The 17,098-nt window shown below is 34.6% G+C and carries 11 protein-coding genes; 5 read left to right on the forward strand and 6 right to left on the reverse strand.

The window, feature by feature from the left end; all coding sequences use genetic code 11:
• Positions 1-122: 122 nt before the first annotated feature.
• A complete protein-coding gene (locus CF599_RS11725; RefSeq protein ID WP_121966209.1) occupies positions 123-1,310 on the reverse strand; it encodes a calcium:proton antiporter in 1,188 nt (395 codons plus the stop codon).
• A gap of 368 nt (positions 1,311-1,678) precedes the next feature.
• Between CF599_RS11725 and CF599_RS11730 the strand changes: the two genes are divergently transcribed.
• Positions 1,679-2,185: a DUF2004 domain-containing protein gene (locus CF599_RS11730; RefSeq protein ID WP_121966210.1), complete on the forward strand. Its 507-nt coding sequence runs from the start codon at positions 1,679-1,681 to the stop codon at positions 2,183-2,185.
• 65 nt (positions 2,186-2,250) lie between these two features.
• Here CF599_RS11730 and CF599_RS11735 read toward each other — a convergent pair whose 3' ends face one another.
• Positions 2,251-3,225 (reverse strand): LLM class oxidoreductase, encoded by a 975-nt coding sequence (locus tag CF599_RS11735; protein ID WP_121966211.1) that lies wholly within the window; start codon positions 3,223-3,225, stop codon positions 2,251-2,253.
• A gap of 77 nt (positions 3,226-3,302) precedes the next feature.
• The gene (locus tag CF599_RS11740; protein ID WP_121966212.1) at positions 3,303-3,602 is read right to left on the reverse strand and encodes a helix-turn-helix transcriptional regulator; all 300 of its coding nucleotides are present in this window, start codon (positions 3,600-3,602) and stop codon (positions 3,303-3,305) included.
• 181 nt (positions 3,603-3,783) lie between these two features.
• Here CF599_RS11740 and CF599_RS11745 point away from each other — a divergent pair, with 181 nt between their 5' ends.
• The 4 genes from CF599_RS11745 to CF599_RS11760 all read left to right on the forward strand — a co-directional run bounded on the left by CF599_RS11745 (position 3,784) and on the right by CF599_RS11760 (position 14,325).
• Positions 3,784-5,457, forward strand: coding sequence for a tetratricopeptide repeat protein (locus tag CF599_RS11745; RefSeq protein ID WP_121966213.1), 1,674 nt, complete (start codon positions 3,784-3,786; stop codon positions 5,455-5,457).
• Between the two features lie 346 nt (positions 5,458-5,803).
• Complete coding sequence (locus tag CF599_RS11750) at positions 5,804-13,177, forward strand: MBG domain-containing protein (RefSeq protein WP_254050291.1); 7,374 nt, start codon at positions 5,804-5,806, stop codon at positions 13,175-13,177.
• A 1-nt stretch (position 13,178) separates the two neighbouring features.
• Positions 13,179-14,024 carry an outer membrane beta-barrel protein gene (locus tag CF599_RS11755; RefSeq protein WP_254050292.1) on the forward strand — a complete coding sequence of 282 codons (846 nt, stop codon included), beginning with the start codon at positions 13,179-13,181 and terminating at the stop codon, positions 14,022-14,024.
• A gap of 46 nt (positions 14,025-14,070) precedes the next feature.
• Complete coding sequence (locus CF599_RS11760) at positions 14,071-14,325, forward strand: hypothetical protein (RefSeq protein WP_121966215.1); 255 nt, start codon at positions 14,071-14,073, stop codon at positions 14,323-14,325.
• 45 nt (positions 14,326-14,370) lie between these two features.
• Here the strand turns inward: CF599_RS11760 and CF599_RS11765 are convergent, their stop codons facing one another.
• From CF599_RS11765 to CF599_RS11775, 3 genes are all read right to left on the reverse strand, one after another.
• Positions 14,371-14,898, reverse strand: coding sequence for a hypothetical protein (locus CF599_RS11765; RefSeq protein WP_143824818.1), 528 nt, complete (start codon positions 14,896-14,898; stop codon positions 14,371-14,373).
• 344 nt (positions 14,899-15,242) lie between these two features.
• Positions 15,243-15,497 carry a hypothetical protein gene (locus tag CF599_RS11770; RefSeq protein ID WP_121966217.1) on the reverse strand — a complete coding sequence of 85 codons (255 nt, stop codon included), beginning with the start codon at positions 15,495-15,497 and terminating at the stop codon, positions 15,243-15,245.
• A 495-nt stretch (positions 15,498-15,992) separates the two neighbouring features.
• The gene (locus CF599_RS11775) at positions 15,993-16,238 is read right to left on the reverse strand and encodes a VF530 family DNA-binding protein (RefSeq protein ID WP_121966218.1); all 246 of its coding nucleotides are present in this window, start codon (positions 16,236-16,238) and stop codon (positions 15,993-15,995) included.
• Positions 16,239-17,098: the final 860 nt, after the last annotated feature.

Raw genomic sequence — 17,098 nt, forward strand, 5'->3', positions numbered from 1 at the left:
TTAAATCAAAACACTCCTTAGAGCAGTAGCTGTAAGGAGTGTTTTTTAATTAATGGAGTTGCCTTTTAAATAAGCTAAAAGCTTAAGTGAACCAACTAGGCACCTCTATTTATAAATATTAATTAGGGATTAAATATTAGTAGTGTGAACACTGCAAATAAGACTAAGTGCATAATACCCATAATAGGAGTAGTACGTTTACCTAAAAAAGTCATTAGGCTTAATAGTAGTGTGATGACAAATAAAATTGTTTCTGTACTGTTCATCCCGAATAACACAGTCTTACCTGTGATTAGCCCAATGATAAGAACAGAGGGTACTGTAAGTCCTACAGTAGATACAAATGCTCCATGACATAGGTTTATCGCACGTTGAAACTCATTATTTAGAGCTGCTTTGACAGCAGTCATAGATTCGGGTGTGAATACGATAATAGCGATTAATACACCTCCTAATAGTGTCGGTAGATTAGCTGCTTTAATACCATAGTCCACTACCACAGCCATATTATGAGATAATAGTACAATAGGGAGTATCATTCCGATTAAGATAATAGAGCGTATCCATATCTCTTTCTTTCCATCAGTAGCATTGTGTTCACTATGTGTGGTTACATTATTAGCTATAGCTCTATCCTTAAAGGGAATTTCCATTGATCCCTCTTTAGGTTGTACATATAGATGTCTATACCCTGTCATTTGGAAATACAAGAAGACAGCATAAAGTACAATAATAAAGATTGCTAATACGATAGCTTGTGTATTGCTAAACATACCTCCACCAGCTCCTTGTATAAAATTAGGAAGTAATAAAGCGATGCCCCCTAACATTATAATCATAGCGATGTAAGACATCGTTCCCTGTGCATTATACTCCTGCTCTCCATATTTGCGCCCACCTAATAGGATACACAGCCCTATCACCAAGTTCATAATAATCATCATGACAGAGAAGATAGAGTCTTTACCAATAGTAGGGTTTTCACCAGGGCCTAACATTACTGCCGAGATTAAAATTACTTCTATAGATACAATAGATAAAGTCAGAATCAGTGTTCCGAAAGGTTCTCCTAGTTTATGTGCTAGCTCATCCGCTTCTTTTACTACGCCAAAAGCAGCTACTATAATTGTCAATAGTAGTACTCCGAAAATACTTGTCGCTACTAGGGGAGAGAGTGAGTCTCCTGTAATAGCTCCTCCGAATACCATAAACAGTATTACGATAAGCCATACACCTATTAAGCGCATTCTTGTTTTGGTTGGAAAAATACTCGCTAAGGATAACCCTTTGTTTACATTGTCTTGTGTCATAATCAATCTCTTATTTTAATGAGTCAAAAGTATAGTCTCTCGTTGTTTTACTAATTATCAAATGATAAATAATCAATCGATAAATGTTAAAATCTAAAGTAATGAATATACTTTACCAACTTACATCAATAACCACACCTAAAATAAATAGTGTTCCTATTCTAAGTTGTTGCGGTTTTTGTGGGGAATCCTTGAAGAATACAAGCTAAGGGAGGCTTTTTCAGCAAGAATGATTAAGGCATAGGTCACGCAATCCGCAAGTGACTAACTATTGGGAAGAGTTAGAACAGTAAAGCATTTACATAAATCGTGATAATTCTTCCATAGATTGTGAGATTAAATTTATCTTTATACAAAAACAAACAGATATGAAACAGTTTACCTTACCCTACTTTGGAGAGATAGATCTTGATAATGTAGAAGAATATTATAATGAAGAGATTTCATATAAAGATAACATTGTTCGATTAGACTTGAATATAGAAGAGTCTTCTATTAAGGAGCCTATTGCAATTCAAATGAAGAATGTTCTCAATAATATTGAAGCTTATGATATAAGAAATAGAGAATACATAGATGCAGATTATGCTAAAGAAGAAGATGGTCAAGCTTTAGAGTTTGCAAGTTTTCACTTAGAAGAGATAGGCGAAGAGATTAGTGAAGAAATAGGCATAGATTTACAAGCAGAGGATAAAAATATACAATTTATTAAAAAGCTAAAACTAGTAAGGATAGGAATGTATCCTGATGGCAAATATGGCAGTACTAGTTTTGCAGTATTTGATTACTGTATTGACCAGAATATCTCAGACCAGTTATTAGTGGTTAAAGTAGATGCTTTAGGTAATCTACTTGATATAGCTTGGGAGAGTTAGGATAAACTCAAGTAAGATAAGACAAAAGAGCATAATCAGACCTATCTGATTATGCTCTTTTTGAGTTAAAGTGTATTTGCCTTAAAGTAAGGCAATACTTCTGTTGCAAGTTCATCTAGTGTTTCACCTATATCTCTTTTGCCAAACTGGATACCTATAGCGGCGTGGTTAACACCTATTTCTTCCCACTTATGTAATAAGTCTATTAATCCAAGTCTACCTGTCTTTAATACAAAACCACCTCTTAAGGGCGTTCTCGGGTAATAAGGATCTTCATCTAACTCTATCCATTCATTAGTCATATGGGGTTTAAATGTTCCTTTTGGAATCAAATCTCTAAATGCTTTAATCTTTTGCTCTAGATTTAGGGTATCCTCATTAGTAGTCGTTGGTCCAGGATATGTGATCCATCCATCAGCATTTTTGGCTATCCACTCTAAAGACTGCTGACTAGCCCCTGTGACTAGAGTAGGTATATTATGATGCAAAGGCTTTGGCACTAAGTTTAACTCTTGCATCTTCGTGATACTTGAATCCATTTTGGGTGTATCTATGGTGTGCAATGTCTGTATGTCTTGCATTACCTCGCGAAATAGCTCTCCTCTTTTATCAAATGATTTATTGAATGCAGGAAACTCTGCATATCGATCACCAGATCCTACACCGAATAATAAACGTCCATTAGATAGTTGGTCTATAGAGGCAGTTGTTTTTGCTAAAGAAATAGGGTGATGAAGAGGTAGAACTATGCTAGCTGTCCCTAATGCTACATCAGTCGTCTGACCTGCTATATAAGCGAGATAAGTTAGAGGATCATAGACTTGCCCTACATCTCTAAAGCCTGGATCATACATCGGGATATCCCTTACCCATAAAGAAGCAAAACCACTTTGGTCTATTTGCTTTATGTATTTCAGGTGTTGATTAAAGATTGAAATATCATTATCATATACCTCTAGGGGAAGGAATATCCCTAAGGTTAGTTTGCCTGGATGAAAGACTTTATTGAAAGTCTTATGGTTGTTGAATTTGTGTTCCATTATTTGGAGTATTTAGATATCTAGAATTAACGATATGTTATAGTGTGATATGGTTATGGTTTTATTATATAGTGTTGTTACAGTGTGTTTTGGATATAACTAGCTAACTCTTTTATTTTAGCTTCATTGCGTTTATAGTACGTCCACTGACCATTTCGGATAGAAGTAAGTAGTCCGATGTTTACCATAGTCGTTAGATAGGCAGAAGTAGTCGACTGAGAAAGACCTGCTTTTTTTTGGATTACACTCATACACACTCCAAATTCGTGTACTTCAGGCTCGATGTCTTCTAATTCGAAGAAATCGTGCGGAGTCTTAAGCCACTTTAAGATTTGTACTCTGTGTTCGTTTGATAAAGCTTTAAATAGTTCAGTCATTTCTATATATCGAGAATTTACGATACAAAGAAAGTAAATATTTTTGGATAAACAATATCTAAATATTTGAATAGTGATATTGTTAGTGTAGGATAGACTTTATATGATTATAAGTATGTAAATGTAATAAAGTTGCTCAATGTTCTTTATAATACTCTATTTTTGTACAAAATGTGATTAAATGACACTTAGACTCTTCGCCATATTCTTTGTATTTATATTAAGTAGTTGTTCTGATAATAAGATCAATACTAATCTTGATTATGATCAAGTTATCAAGCACTATAAGGAAAGTGGTGTATTCAAACAAGCTAAAATTAGAGACAGTAAAGAGCGACAGGCTATAGATAATGTCTTTAAAGCGCAACAGCATTTAGAGAACAATGATAGTATTAATACAGTGAGTACTTCATTGTATCTTGAGAGTGTTGATATCGTTACTAAAGGAACTAATGTTGCGTTAAAGCAATGGGTATATAGTGAAGTAGGGTTTTACTATTATACCTATAGTCACTATTATGATGCAGCATCTTATTTTATCAAGATATCTAAAGTGATAGATAGTGATAGCTCTGTGTTAGAGATACAGCCTATAAGTATTCTGATGAAGACAGCTTACTTTTTTGAAACGATGAAGAAGTATGATAAGTCTATTGCCTATTATAAAAAAGTACTTGAATTAACGAAAGATCAAAATATAAATAATAGTGCTACACTGTGGTCATTAGGGGAAAGTAACTTCAGAACAGACAGTTTATCTCAAGCAGAGAATTACTTTCTATTAGCGAGTAAGAAAGCCTTAGCGCATAAGGATACATTAAGATATGCTAAAAGTCTAGGAGGACTGGCCTTAGTCTATCAAAAGAAAGGAGATAAAGAGAAAGCCATATCTTACTTTAAAGAGGATATCTCTATCTCAAGGGAGTTAGATGAAGAGAAGAATCTGATGTATATTCAGATTCAGTTAGGGAAGTTCTATTTTGAGAATAAGGAGTATGATCTAGCAGAGCAGTCGTGGAAAGAGGCCTATAAAGTAGCTAACTCTAAAAGCTATTTGATGGGATTCCAAAGAGAGATAATAACATGTTTACTTGAAGTAAGTAAAATTCAGAATAGGGATCAAGAGGAACTGTCTTATCGCAGGGAGTTAGAGCGGTTAGATAGTCTTATAGAAGATAAAGAAGGAGATGAGGTTATCAAAGAGATTAATTGGAAGGCTAGTCTAGATAGAGTGAATTGGGAATTAGAGATACAGAAGAACATCTCTGAGAAAGTGAAGTATCAGCGACTGTTACTACTGAGCATCTCATCGCTATTGTTTGTGATTATATTCATCGTTTACTTTTTCTATAAACGCATTGTGAAACTTCAAGCAAGAAGTTATCAAGCGAAGCTATTAGACTTTCAATTAGCGAAGGTAAATTCTGAAAAGAAGCTAACGGAGACACATGCTTCCTTAGCGTCATACCAGGTCTATCTAACTGAAAAGACTAAACAGATAGATAAATTAGAAAGAGAACTGTATAGGGTTAAAAACTCGTCTAATGAATTTTTAAAAGATAAACGCCCAGCATTAGAAGAACTGTTAAGTTCACACTTAATGACTGAGGAGAGTTGGACAATGTTTAAAGCTACTTTTAGAGAAGAGCAAGGGGAGTATTTAGAATATGTATCTATCCACTTTCCGGAGTTGACAGAGTCTAATTTGCGCATCGTATTATTACAGAAGATGGGGCTGACTAATCTAGAAACAGCTAACCTATTAGGGGTGACTATCGACGCAATTAAGAAAGCAAAACAGCGACTGAGAAAGAAGTATGGAGAGGAATATACAATGATATTTAATCAGGAATAGAAGTACTAACTAATCATTATATGAATATTTAAAAAGGAATTATCTGTATAGGTAGTTCCTTTTTTGTATTTATAAAAGAGTTGTTTATGAAGTGGTTGTGATTTGTCCACCTCTTTGTCCACCCCCTTTAAATACTAAGAATGCGTTACTAATTATACTTTTACATACTGAAGCTAATTATTGAATATCACCACACTCAACGAATAGCAATCTAGATTTAGTGCTAATGACTTTACTATTCATTAGCTATAGTTGGCTGTGTGGTTTAAATTAAAACATACAAAACTTTTATAAAACAACAGCCATGAACAAACTACTACTCTTACTTTTTTTAACCCTTAGCCCCATGCTTTTCGCACAGACGAGCATAGAGGTTTTCGAAACAGAAAGCAATGCCTCCGCTAGCTTTACTGATAATGGGGTGATCTTTAATATTATTTCAAAGGTTGGTTTATTTGATATACAAGCTAACTTTCCGGGGACAGGATGGAATGGAACAGCTAATGATAATCGCTATATAGATAATAGTAATGACTCGTCATTTCCACCATCTTTTAGCATTAAGACTACCTCAAACTTATTTAAAGTAAATCGCTTTTGGGTTTACCTATCTGCATTGAATCTTGATTTAAGCGTTGCAGGAAGTTTGACTGTTGTAGGAAAGTTAAGTGGAGTAACTAAATTTATGCAAACTAAGACGAGTGGTTTTGCTACTGCATTAGGAATGACTAATGGTTATACATTAATAGATTTGACGAATCTGAATGGTCAGAACTATAGTAATATTATTATAGATGAGTTAGAACTTACAGCTAATGGAGGGTATAGATATTTTGGTTTAGATGCATTTACATGGGTGAAGGATTCTAATATTGTTAAAGGATCTGATTTAACAGCAACAATTTCAGGAACGAATATAAGTTGTTATCGAGGTACTAATGGTACAGCTAAAGTAGAAGTATCAGGCGGAAAAGCTCCTTATACTTACTCTTGGCTTCCCTCAGGCGGAACTGCAGCTACGGCTACAGGTTTAGCAGCAGGTGTATATACAGTGACGATTAAAGATGCTGATAACTATACAACAGCACAGTCATTTACTATTACTCAACCTACAGCTCTAAAAACTATAGGTTTTTCGACTGATGTGAGTTGTAAAGGGGGGGCTAATGGTACAGCTACCGTAATTGCCTCAGGTGGAACCCCTCCTTATACTTACTCATGGTCACCATCAGGTGGTACAGCAGCTACTGCAACAGTACTATCAAAAGGTACTTATACTGTAACTATCACAGATGCGAATGCTTGTACGGCTACACAAAGTGTTACGATTACTGAACCTGCAGAAGCTTTAACAGCTATAACTGCACAGACTAATGTAAGTTGTAATGGAGGTGCTAATGGTACAGCAACAGTGATTCCCTCAGGCGGAACTGCTCCGTATACCTATTCATGGACATCTTCAGGCGGTACAGCAGCTACTGCAACAGGACTATCAGCAGGTACTTATACGGTAACTATTACAGATGCAAATACATGCCAAATAACGAAAACAGTTACTATTACCCAACCAGATCCTATAATAGCTACAACTTCACAGACTAATGTAAGTTGTTTTGGAGGAAGTAATGGATCAGCTACAGTGACTCCATCAGGAGGTACAGGTAATTATACGTATTTGTGGAGTAATGGAGCAACGACTCAGACTATTACAGGACTAAAAGTAGGTACTTATGAAGTGACTGTTACAGATGCTAACGTATGCCAAATAATAAGGACATTTACTATTACACAACCTCCTATATTATTAGCAACGACGGCACAGACTAATATAAGTTGTAATGGAGAAAGTACCGGATTAGCTTCAGTGAATCCATCAGGAGGAACTGCTCCATATAGTTATTTATGGAGTACAGGAGCAACTACTAGTTCTATTACAGGTTTAACAGCAGGTACTTATACTGTGACAATTGAAGATGGGAATGGGTGTCAAATAATGAAAACGTTTACTATTACTCAACCTACTGCTCTAACAGCAACAACTGTACAGGTTAATGTAAGTTGTAATGGAGGAGCTAATGGTACAGCTTCAGTAACTCCATCAGGAGGAGCAGGTGGCTATAGTTATTTATGGAATACAGGAGCAACTACTAGTAAAATTAGTGACCAAAAAGTGGGTACTTATACTGTAACTATTACAGATGCTAATAAATGTTCTATAAAAAAAGAGGTAACTATTACAGGACCAACTGCAATAACCGCCACAATCAAACAAACAGATGTAAGTTGTAATGGAGGTGCTAATGGTACGTCTACTGTAATTGCCTCTGGTGGAACTCCTCCTTATACTTATTCATGGTTTCCCTCAGGCGGAACTGCAGCTACGGCTACAGGACTAAGAGCAGGTACTTATACGGTGACTATTACAGATGCTAACCAGTGTCAAATAGCAGTAAAATCTACGATTACTGAACCAACAGTATTAAATACAGCTATTGCATCAACAATTGTAAGTTGTAATGGAGGGGCTAATGGATCAGCTTCTGCAATTGTCTCAGGGGGAACAGCTCCTTATGCTTATTTCTGGAGTACAGGAGCAACTACTCAGACTATTACAGGACTAACAGCTGGCTCTTATGAAGTGACTGTTACAGATGCTAATAGTTGTACAAAATCACAGCGTATTACGATTACCGAACCAAAAGCACTAACAGCAACAATGTCGCAAACGAATGTAAGTTGTTTTGGACACACTAATGGTACAGCTACAGTTAGCGTATCAGGAGGAACTCCTCCTTATATTTATTCATGGTCACCATCAGGCGGTACAGCAGCTACAGCTGTAGGACTAAAAGCAGGTAACTATACTGTGACTATTACAGATGCTAATAAATGTTCTATAGAAAAAGAGGTAACTATTACAGGACCAACTGCTATAACAGCTACAACTTCACAGACTAATGTACTATGTAATGGAGGAAGTAATGGAGTAGCAACAGTAACTCCATTAGGAGGAACAGGAAGTTATACCTATTTGTGGAATAATGGAGCAACTACTAGGTCAATTACAGGCTTAACAGCAGGTACTTATGAAGTGACAGTTACAGATACTAACCTTTGCCAAATAACAAAGACATTTAATATTACTCAACCAACTGTTATAACAACCACACCATCGCAGACTAATGTAAGTTGTAATGGAGGAGCTAATGGTACAGCTTCAGTAAATGTATTAGGGGGTATGGGTGGTTATACTTACAAATGGTCACCATCAGGAGGTACAGCAGCTACAGCTACAGGCTTAACAGCAGGTACTTATATTGTAACTATTACAGATGCGAATGGCTGTTCAGCAACACAGAGTTTTAAGATTACTGAACCTAGAGAAGCTTTAAAAGCATCATTAGTTTCACAAACTAATGTAAGTTGTAATGGAGGAAGTAATGGATCAGCTACAGTGATTGCATCAGGAGGTACTAATGGTTACAAATACTCATGGGCACCATCAGGAGGCACAGCAGCTACTGCTACAGGCTTAATAGCAGGTAACTATACTGTAACAGTAACTGATGCGAATGGATGTACGACGACAGAGAGTGTTACTATTACTCAACCTACAGCTTTAACTACGATAGGCTTTGCGACTAATGTGAGTTGTAGTGGAGGTACTAATGGTACAGCTACAGTGATTCCATCAGGAGGTACGGGAGGTTATACCTATTCATGGGCTCCATCAGGAGGCACAGCAGCTAAAGCTACAGGCTTAACCGCAGGTAGTTATATAGTAACAGTAACTGATGCGAATGGGTGTACAACTACACAGAGTGTTACTATTATTGATGGAGATGTAGTAACTAAGCCTATTACAGAAACAAGTTTATCATATAAATATGGTGATGCTCCACATCCACTATCTGCTATTAGTCTAAATGGGAATAAACTTAATTGGTATACAGAAGAGAATGGTACACTAAGTAAAGTGAGTTTAATTGCACCTACACCATCGACTAGTAAAGTAGGTCAGCAGGTTTATTATGTTAGTCAGGTTAATCAATTTGGATGTGAAAGCCCTTTAGAAAAGATTACAGTTACTATTGGTGCAGTGCCATTAACAGTGACAGTTAAGCCTCAATCTATGGTATACGGAGCAGTTGATCCTAAGCTTGATTATGTAGTATCAGGATTAGTAAATAATGATAAAGAGACTGCTGTATTAACAGGTAGTTTATCTCGTGCTAAAGGAGAGGATGTAGGAAGCTATGCTATTACTCAGGGTGATTTAAAAGCAAATGATAACTATACGCTTGAATTTACTGGAGCTGATATGACGATTACACCAGCTAAATTATCCGTAACAACGAACACACAATCTAAGGTATACGGTGCTACTGACCCTAAGTTAGATTATACCGTATCAGGATTACAGTTTACAGATAAAGAAACTGATGTGTTGACAGGTAGTTTATCTCGTGCTAAAGGAGAGAATGTAGGAAGCTATATTATTACTCAAGGAGCGTTAATTGTTAATAGTAATTATGCATTAGACTTGAAAACAGCTAATCTGACTATTACATCAGCTAAACTAACAGTGACAGTTAATCCTCAATCTAAGGTATACGGAGCAGTTGATCCTAAGCTTGATTATGTAGTATCAGGATTAGTGAATAATGACAAAGAAACTGATGTGTTGACAGGAAGTTTATCACGTGCTTTAGGAGAGAACGTAGCTTCTTATGCGATAGGAAAAGGAACTTTAAAGACTAATGATAACTATACGCTTGAATTTACTGGAGCTAATCTGACTATTGGTACAGCACCATTAATAGTGACAGCTAATCCTCAATCTAAGGTATACGGAGCAATTGATTCTAAGCTTGATTACACAGTATCAGGATTACAGCTTACAGATAAAGAGACTGCTGTATTAACAGGTAGTTTATCTCGTGCTAAAGGAGAGAATGTAGGAAGCTATATCATTACTCAAAGTGATTTAAAAGCGAATGGTAACTATACACTTGACTATAAAACAGCTAATCTGACTATTGGTAAAGCACCATTAATAGTAACAGCGACTACTCAATCTAAAGTATACGGAGCAGTTGATCCTAAGCTTGAGTATACAGTGTCAGGACTAGTGAATAATGATAAAGAGACTGCTGTATTAACAGGTAGTTTATCTCGTGCTATAGGAGAGGATGTAGGTACGTATGTTATTAATCAAGGAGCGTTAATTGTTAATAGTAATTATACACTTGACTTTAAAACAGCGAAGCTGACTATTACATCAGCTAAATTAACAGTAACAGCTTCTGTTAAGACTAAAGTATACGGAGCAGTTGATCCTAAGCTTGATTATACAGTGTCAGGACTAGTGAATAATGATAAAGAGACTGCTGTATTAACAGGTAGTTTATCTCGTGCTAAAGGAGAGAATGTAGGTACGTATGTTATTACTCAAGGAGCATTAATTGTTAATAGTAATTATGTATTAGACTTTAAGACAGCGAACCTGACTATTACATCAGCTAAACTAACAGTGACAGCTAATCCTCAATCTAAGGTATACGGAGCGGTTGATCCTAAGCTTGATTATGTAGTATCAGGATTAGTAAATAACGATAAAGAGACGGATGTCTTATCAGGTAGTTTATCACGTATTACAGGAGAGAATGTAGGAGTGTATGCTATTAATCAAAATGACTTAAAAGCGAATAGTAACTATACAGTTGACTTTAAGACTGCTAATCTAACTATTGGTACAGCACCATTAACCGTGACTGCTAATAAACAATCTAAAGTATACGGAGCAGTTGATCCTAAGCTTGATTATGTAGTATTAGGACTAGTAAATAATGATAAAGAGACTGCTGTGTTATCAGGAGGTTTATCTCGTGCTAAAGGAGAAAATGTAGGTACGTATGCTATTACTCAAGGTGACTTAAAAGCGAATAGTAACTACATACTTAACTTTAAGACAGCCAATCTAACTATTGGTACAGCGCCATTAACAGTGACAGCTAATAAACAATCTAAAGTATACGGAGCATTTGATCCTGAGCTTGATTATACAGTATCAGGATTACAGTTTACAGATAAAGAAACTGCTGTATTAACAGGAGGTTTATCTCGTGCTACAGGAGAGGATGTAGGAAGTTATACTATTAATCAAAATGACTTAAAAGCGAATAGTAATTATGCATTAGATTTTAAGACAGCCAATCTAACTATTGGTACAGCACTATTAACAGTGACAGCTAATAAACAATCTAAGGTATACGGAGCAGTTGATCCTAAGCTTGATTATGTAGTATCAGGATTAGTAAATAACGATAAAGAGACTGCTGTATTATCAGGAGGTTTATCTCGTGCTATAGGAGAGAATGTAGGAAGCTATGCTATTACTCAGGGTGACTTAAAAGCGAATGGTAATTACTCATTAAGTTATGTAAGTAATAATCTAGTTATTACACCTGCTACGATTAGTGGATTAAGCCTAACGGATGCTATATACACTTATGATGGAACAGAGCGAACACTAATACTTAAAGGTAATTTGCCTAGTGATATGCAGGTGTCTTATACTGCAAATAAACAAACAGAAGCAGGTGTATATCAAATAACAGCGTTAGTAACAGGAGCTAATTATAAGGACTTAACACTTATGGCTAAATTAACCATCACTAAAGCTAAGCAGCATATTGAGTTTGATAAGTTATCACCTGTGATTTATAATACAAACTTTCAACTGCAATTGTCGGCTGTTAGTAGTTCAGGATTGCCTATAACATACTCATCAGGTGATGAGGTAGGTGTAGCTATAGTTGATCCATTAGGATTAGTTAAAATACTAAAACCAGGTAGTATCGTTATCACTGCTCAACAAGCAGGAAATAATAACTATGAACCTGCTCAAAATGTGAGTCAAGTACTACTTGTTCAGAATGATGAAGCGGATATAGAATGGTTAAGTATTAATGGAAGTGATATGGGTAAAATGTCATCTAATGAATACTTTATCATTGATTGTGAAGATATCGATAGTCAAGTTAGTATAGCGTTAAAAACAAGTGCAGGAGCTAATGTAAGCACAGGCAATAACTTTGTGATACGCACTCCTAAAGCGGGTATATATAGACAAGAAATAATCGTTAAATCTCAAAGTGAAAAGGCGAGTAAGAAGTATGTAATAGAGATAGAGCGACCTTTTGTTTTTGACGAAATAGTGACGCAGAAGTTTAATAATACATTAATCGCTAATAATAATCCACTGACTAACGGTGGGTATACATTCACAGGGTATAGATGGTTTAGAAATGGACAATTAATAGGTACAGGACAGATCTATTCTGTGGGTAATAATAAAGAAGATCTATTAGATAGAGATGCATTATATAGTGTTGAATTAACAACAGATAAAGGAGAGGTGCTACACAGTTGTTCTTCTACAGTCAGATATTCAAATACGAACAGCATTAAGCTATATCCTAATCCAATAGTGAAACAGGGAGAATTAGAGATTGCGATTGATTATCCAGACTCGTCGTTGAAGGGTGTTACAGCCTCTATTTATAGTGTGACAGGTCAGTTCTTATTCAAAACTGTACTACAAGAGCGCATTTCTAAAGTAGTCTTACCATATACTTTAGTAGAGGGATCATATATTATGATTATAAAAATTGATGGTAAGAATAAGACATTTAGATTTATAGTAAAACCTAACTAAGATGAACTTAAATAGAAAAAATATATGTGGATTAATGCTTGTCGTACTTGGAAGTACGGCAGGCTTTGCCCAAGAGATTAATGTATCTACATTGGGTTATTTTACGAATAGTGCTAAGAGCCTTGCTCACTATGATTCGAATACTTCTATGGGGTATGGAGTAGGAGTGGGGTATAGATATTATCTTGGTCCTAAATGGAGCATAGGTGCTGAGGTAAACTATCAGCATACTAATCTTGACTTTATACAGCGCAATGCTAAGGGAAGCCTGTCTACTACTGATATGGATAATGATATGTATGAGTTTAGATATAAAACGCAAAACTTAAAAGAGCAGGTATCTTATAATACACTTCAGATTCCTATAACTATACAATATGAGACTCAAGGAACTGTTAGATGGTACGTACAGACAGGTGTAGGAATAGGAATTCTTACAGGCAATCAGAAGTCTACCATTAAGATGAATGACTTGCGTACTTCAGGATATTATCCGGAGTGGAATGCAGAGTTAAATGGGCCTAGCTTTATGGGGTTTGGTTCTTTTGGACATCAAAAGCAAGAAGTAGATCTAAAGCTAGAGAACAGAATCTCTTGGTTGTTTGAGACAGGAATTAAACAAGATTTAGGAAACAAACAGAGTTTTTACATAGGTGCTTTTGTTGATTTAGGTTTAAATGATATGGGGAAAAATATAGATAAGAATAATCACATTCCTGTCGCTATTACTTCAGATTTAGACAATCCATTAGCGTTTAGTAGTCTATGGACACAAACAGAAAATAAGAATAATAAATTGCAGAACTATAACGTAGGTATTAAACTGCGATATTCATTTAATTTATAAGTAGTTAAATGTTTTTTGAATTCACCTTATCCTCACACTAAACAATATGCATAACCCAATAACTCCAGAAGAATTAAAAGATATCGCTTTTAACGCTTCACTAAATAAATATGAAACTATCATTAGAGAATTAAAAACAAATGCGAGTAAAGGAAATAGCTCTATCAAAGTAGAAGAACTTCCAGAAGTTGTACAATTAAAATTGCTTGAAGAGGGCTATTCTGTAAAGCCTTATGTCACATATAAATACGATTATCTCTTGCGTAAAAAGAGGAAAAAATACTATGTTGTTAGTTTTTAACCACTAATAGAGAAAGAGAGGCTGCCCTAAAAGGCAGCCTCTTATTTATTTTGCTAATAAGAAACTGTAATACTCCTGCATATCTTCGAAATGTTCGTTCTCTATTAACCCATCTGACATATCGAATTCGCTACAAAACTTGATAACAGAAGCTCGTAAATAGTCAAATAGATATAGGGGAAGCTGTTTTGACACATGCTTAGCTAATAGTACTTCTAGAAGATCATGATCAAACTCTTCGTTATCATATATCGTGATGTTGTCTATTAAGTTTTGGAATCTAGAGCTAGTGATAAATGATATAGTTAAGTAAAGTATCTCGTTTTCGTCAAACTTTCTATTGTGAAGAAATGTGTTGATTAGCTCAGAAGTATCTTCAGAAGGATAACCATCATCACAATTAACTGTATTAAAGTCATCTGTAGGAATACTCTGTAGTTCTTCATACTTCTTAATACTAAAGTCATAGTATAGTGTATTGAGAATAACAATAGTCTGCTTCTTTGCCTTTTCAATAAAGTCTAAAGAGAAGTTTTTCTCTATAAAAGCTTGTGCAGTGGATTTTGTCATCATAGTAAATGAGTAATAAAAGAAGATCATTATGTCTAATAGGAGATAATTCCCTTCTGATGGGTATTCAAATTGCGTTTCAATCTAATAAAGTTACTTAAAATAGTGAGATAACAAAACAAATAATTAGCGATAGTCAAGTACCACCTTAAATCTGTAACTACCTTTACTGCGAATAAATTCTACTTTACATAGCTTCAATTAGCTCTAAAACCACACTACAGTGTGCTTTCATCACTAATCTCGCTCTGTTTTGTATAATTCATTCTCGTTTAAATGTTATCTGCAGATTTAGGGTGCAAAAAAAAAGCGAACCTCAAAGTTATTGAGATTCGCTTAGTATTAGATTAGAACTTAATCATATAAAACTTCTTCTTTTTTCGTCTGAAAAACAAATCTAGTTTATACTTGAAGTAAGGCTTTACAGAGTATCCATTCTCTATCAATTTGGCTTGTAATAGTTCAGGTATATCTTCAACTAAGACATAATTATGACCTTTTGAAGCGCTTTCTTCAAGCTTAGAGATAATCAGATCATACTTAGGTGTATTAGCACTTAAGGCTAATTCTTTTAATTTTTCAGGTGTATTCGTATTGTTCATAGGTTAGTAAAAGGTGTAGTAAGGAATAAAAAATGTGGTGGTGAACTTATAACTGTTTTATTGTGTTATACTTAAACAAGCTATAAGTTTTAAATTGTTAGTTGTATTTAATATATATTTAGTTGTTATTTTTATTTATAATAAATGTTTGTTTAGTAAAAATAATAAAATTATGCTTTTATATCACAGAATGGTCTGTTTTTTTACGTTTTAAATGTAATGAATTGTACAGTTAACTATACATATATTTGGGTGAATAGATTCTTTTATTGAGTAAAGCTATTCGCCGTATTGACAGCAGATGGTGCTAGTATATAAGGTATCTAACTGATTAGATATTTATTGCAAATTATATAAAGACTTATAAAGGGAGAAGAGGTCAGTAGAGATACTAAAAAGAGGAGATAATATACTCTGTTACTTTATCGAAACAGAGAATTAAATAAGTTATTTGATAAAGGTAGATTAGTGCTATAAACAAAGTAGATCTCAAGGTTATTCTTGAGATCTAATTTGTTTTGCTTTTTGACGGAGTACATATAAGTAAAGACTTTCCGTCTTCTCTCTTGCCCAAGGCGTTTTTCTAAGAAACTTTAAAGAAGAATTAATACTTGGATCGTGTGTGAAACAACGAATATTAATCTGATCTCCTAAACCTTCAAAACCACCATAGTACTCTACTAGTTCTTCTAGAATGTCTACTAGTTTCTTCCCGTGTAAGGGGTCTTTAGAAGTATGCATATATCTATATTTTAGGGCAAAGATACGGTTATTCTTTATAGAGAATACGTATTTTACTACAGTAGTCAAGCCTTACTAAAAGATTTTAGTCTGAAGCCATCTTGATTTTATAGATTTAACATTGAGTTATTAAATTTATAGCAAAAATAAGGTTGTATAAAACTATTTAATTTAAAATATCTATCTTTGTAAAGTATTAAATGTTAATGCTTAATACTTTTTTTTAGGCCGATCTTCGAGGCTAATATTTAAAAATAATCAGATTATTTGTTTATAGGGTAAGATAGTCATCTTTATGCTATTTTGGGTTGACTGAGTCCATAGTGAGTCCATAATGAGTCCATAGTGACTCCATTAGAACAGCTTTTTTAATGGAGTCACTATGGATGCACAATGCTGTCGATATACTTTCATATGAATCCACATAGTAACTACGTAGATAGAAATTGATAATAAGGCGGTTTCTTTTTTTATTGAGAGAAGTGATAAGAGGTATAACCTTTAGATGGATTAATATCGTTGATTTCTAATGAAATAGAAAGTAGAAGATGAGGCAAATTTACGAATTTAAATTGAGTATATAAGAAAGACTTACCTTACATAATTAGTTTTCGTTTATTGGTATAAGACTTATTTTGGGTTAACCCCACTTAACCATTTCTTAATTTTAGAAAGTATAATTAACGCCTAATTAAAGTAGTGTTTATTGTTATAAAGTTAATTATTACACAGATAGTGTTGTGATAATTCTGTTTTACTGTCTATTTAATGGTTTTTTTAATTATTAAGTGTGTGTGAAATACATTAAATGTTTTGATTTAGGTATTTGTAATAGTAATGATATAGAAACATTCTCTTTA

The organism is Myroides sp. N17-2, from assembly GCF_002286775.1.
Lineage (GTDB): Bacteria > Bacteroidota > Bacteroidia > Flavobacteriales > Flavobacteriaceae > Flavobacterium.